Consider the following 3,467-nt stretch of genomic DNA (forward strand, 5'->3'; position numbering starts at 1 on the left):
AGTACTAAAAGGGTAAGAATACCAGTATTAGCAGCCTGAATAAACGGCTAGCCTCTGATCACTTACGCTTTACCGTGTCCAAATCACAGCTATGTCAATTTTCTTGCTTTGCTCTCTGTTGTCGCGGAAAGATCTATACTGTTGGTACTTTGGTTTTTATACTGTAGTTATTCAATGTATAGGACGCAGTGGCATGAATCGTCGTCAAAAGAAAAAACAGAAAGTAGACCACTTAGCAGAGTTCAAGGACCGACTGAATCAGGTCAAAGAGAAACTAAGCTCGATCGATCTAAAGAAAATGAAAACCTCAACAGTGCAAACTTGGGGATCATTGCCGAAATTACACCAGAAATTATTGATGGTGATTTCGCCGATCATATTAATCTTATTGTTTGCACCGCTACCAGAGCCTAAAGTAGACAACGCACCAGCAACATCTCGTGTTGAGCTTGAGATAAATACTGTTGGCTTAAGCGAGCAGAAAAATGCTAAAAGTAATTCTTCTGAGCCAACCAGTTGGCAAGAGTATCTTGTTAAGCAAGGAGATACGTTAGCTCAAGTGTTCCGAAATAATGATCTACCGCTGTCTGATCTTAACGCTTTGGTTCGTATTGAAGGTGCAGACAAGCCGCTTAGCCAGATTCGTAAAGGCCAGCTGGTTCGATTCAAACTAGCCGAGACTGGGCAACTAGACATTCTTCAGCTTGAGAAAGGCAATACTTCGGTGATGTTTTTCCGGTTATCAGATGGTGGCTTTGGTCGCAGTAAATAGATGAATAGTGAACCTGAGTTAAAGCACTTCACCAGACACATATAAACGATAGAAAAGAGCTAAGCATTAGCTCTTTTTTTTGGTCGCTTGAAAGGGGCGAGTGGCAAGATGATGAGCATAATACCGATAAAGGTTAACGTATCTGGTATCTCATCAAACCATATTGCACCTATTAACGCGACAAACACCAGTCCTGAATACTCAGCCAAGGCAATTTGGCTAGAGTGTGCTTTTTGGTAGGCAGCAACCGCAAGGCCGTTGTAACTCAAGATTAACGTTGCACTGAGTGCTATGTATCCCAAATGCTCCACCGATACCGGTTGCCAGTATAGGAAGCACAGTACCAATGATGCTGGAATAGAGAATAACGTTGTCCACCACAGCGTAGTGATCACCGTTTGCTCACTCGGAAGCTTTCTTACCAATACATTGAACAGTGCGAGCGTCAGAGCTGTGCCTAATGCAAACAATGCAGCCCAATGAAATTGCGATGGCCTCAAGACAATCAATGCACCAATAAAACCGATAGTGGTGGCGATGACCTTGCCAAGTGCTGGTTGCTCTTTCAGTAGAAACATAGATAGAGGCAGCATCAATAAGGGCGCGACATAAAATACAGCGTTGGCGGTAGCCAAAGATAAGTGGGTAATCGCGACAACCATACATCCACTGCCAATTAGTATTAGCTGTCCGCGTATGATGGTCACTTTGGCTTGCTGTAAGCGTCGTTGTTCCTTTTTCTGCTGTAGCCACAAAGGGGTGATGATGAGCAGAGATATCAACTGTCGGAAAAAAATATACTGAAGAGGTGGCACTTCGCCATTCAACAGTTTTACCGCTACGTCGGAAAGCGAGGCAAACAAGTTACCTGCAATCAGCAATAGGATACCGACAGTGATATTCGACATCACTTCTCTAATCTCATATCAACGTGCGGAATATCGTCTTCCAAGTACATCTCAGAGATCGTTTTGAAGCCGTGGCTCGCATAGAAGTTTTCTAGGTGTTGTTGCGCACCAATATCGATAGTCGTGCTCGGCCAAAGAGCCTCACAGCGTGTTAACGCTTCTTTTATCAATTGATGCCCTAAACCATCGCCTCTTGCCGATTGCTTAGTCGCCACTCGGCCGATGCTCGTGTAGTCGTAAGAAGTTCCTGGTGGTAACAAGCGTGCACACGCCACTAACTCTTCATCAGCATAGCCAAGCAAGTGTTCAACACCTGCGAGTGTATCTTTACCATCGAGCTCTGGATAAGGGCAATTTTGCTCAACGACGAACACATCTACTCGTAATTTAAGTAGTTGATAAAGCTGTTGTGTTGAAAGTTCAGAGAAGGGAATTGAGTGCCAAGTGATCATGTTTACATCCAGAGGTTATCGATGCCCTGAATGTACTATGTGCGATGATTGTTGGCATTAACTATTGTTAATTCGACCTTTGATTCTGCTCAGGCTGATCGCGGTTATACCGAGGTAAGCAGCAATTTGATTGTCGTTCAAGCGCTGTTCAAGGTCGGGATAATGTTCGCAGAAAAGTTGATAGCGTTGCTCTGGAGTATAGAGCAGCATAAAGCGTTCTTTGTTTTCCTTATGCATCAGCTGAGTTTCTAATAACTTTAAATACAAAGGGTTGTTTGATGCGCGCCACTCGATAACTGCGTTCATTGGCAGTTCTAACATAGTAATTGGTGTGAGCGTTTCTAATAGGTAAGGGGACGCTTGGTTTTTTATCAGACTCTCAAAGCCGATGATCCAATCTTGTTCCCAGTAGAACTCTTTGCTGTATTGCTTGCCGTCATCAGTGAGATAACAAGCGTGGCACAAGCCTTCAAGTACAAAGTAGATTGAACTCGCCATTTCACCTTGATTGATCAGGATGTGTCTGGTTGGTAGCTCAAGTGGTTTCGCGACGGCTAATAGAGATTCAATCTGACTTTCAGAGAAGTCGAAGCTTTGTAGTTGTTCGATAAAAGAGGTGTGCATGGAAATAACCTAACCCAAATAAGTGTCGAAATCATCGCACTTATTTGAGTTTAGGTACAGAGCGGGCTAAATCAGCGTCGAGCGTGCTGTGCTAGATAATCTTGAGCAAGTTCTCTACCCATGTATTTACCAAGAGTTTTCAGTGGTACTTTCTTAAGGTTAACCACAATCAAGCCATCCAGAGCATCATTAAATGATGGGTCGACGTTAAAGCACACCAACTTACCGTTCATCCCTAGGTATTGGCGGAGTAGTACTGGCAGGCCTTTTCCTTGCTCCATACGCGCTAACACTTTAGAGAGCAGAGGAACACTCGCCAATGACGATAACAGATGATTTTGCCAGAACACATGATTACTGGTATTGAGTGGTGAAGAAGGAGAAACCAGGTTTGCTTTTTCTTCGTCATAATGATGTATCGATAAGGTCGTCGCAATCAACAGACGCGCATTGTGGCTGTAATCATTACTGATACTGACTGGGCCGAATAGGTGAGTGTATTGAGGATGACGATACACGAAGGCCGCGATACCTTTCCACAATAGTAATAGTGAGTTAAGGCTCTTTTGATAAGGCTTGCTCACTACAGAACGCCCAAGCTCGATACTGTTGTCTAGGGTATCGATGAATTCTTGATTGTAGTTAAACAGACTACGGGAATAGAGTTGGTCAAGCCCGTGCTCAGCGATCAACTTGTCGACCATACCAAGT

The 3,467-nt window shown here is 43.8% G+C and carries 5 protein-coding genes; 1 reads left to right on the forward strand and 4 read right to left on the reverse strand.

All coding sequences use genetic code 11. The features are described from left to right. Positions 1-193 precede the first annotated feature (193 nt). Positions 194-772, forward strand: coding sequence for a LysM-like peptidoglycan-binding domain-containing protein (locus tag AB4653_RS21570; protein ID WP_102257878.1), 579 nt, complete (start codon positions 194-196; stop codon positions 770-772). A 59-nt stretch (positions 773-831) separates the two neighbouring features. On the opposite strand, the gene AB4653_RS21575 is transcribed toward AB4653_RS21570, so the two are convergent. The 4 genes from AB4653_RS21575 to AB4653_RS21590 form a co-directional block, all read right to left on the reverse strand. Beyond that, on the reverse strand, positions 832-1,680 hold the full coding sequence (locus tag AB4653_RS21575) for a DMT family transporter (protein WP_012604900.1): 849 nt from the start codon (positions 1,678-1,680) through the stop codon (positions 832-834). Then, positions 1,680-2,132: a GNAT family N-acetyltransferase gene (locus AB4653_RS21580; protein WP_102257877.1), complete on the reverse strand. Its 453-nt coding sequence runs from the start codon at positions 2,130-2,132 to the stop codon at positions 1,680-1,682. The genes AB4653_RS21575 and AB4653_RS21580 overlap by 1 nt, the downstream gene beginning before the upstream one ends. Positions 2,133-2,189: 57 nt before the next feature. Beyond that, positions 2,190-2,756, reverse strand: coding sequence for a Crp/Fnr family transcriptional regulator (locus AB4653_RS21585; protein ID WP_017067547.1), 567 nt, complete (start codon positions 2,754-2,756; stop codon positions 2,190-2,192). 71 nt (positions 2,757-2,827) lie between these two features. Next, positions 2,828-3,467 (reverse strand): GNAT family N-acyltransferase (locus AB4653_RS21590; RefSeq protein ID WP_372105308.1); only part of this gene is annotated, 640 nt, incomplete at its 5' end.

Source organism: Vibrio sp. 10N.222.48.A3, from assembly GCF_041475345.1.
GTDB classification, from domain to species: Bacteria; Pseudomonadota; Gammaproteobacteria; order Enterobacterales; family Vibrionaceae; genus Vibrio; species Vibrio tasmaniensis_A.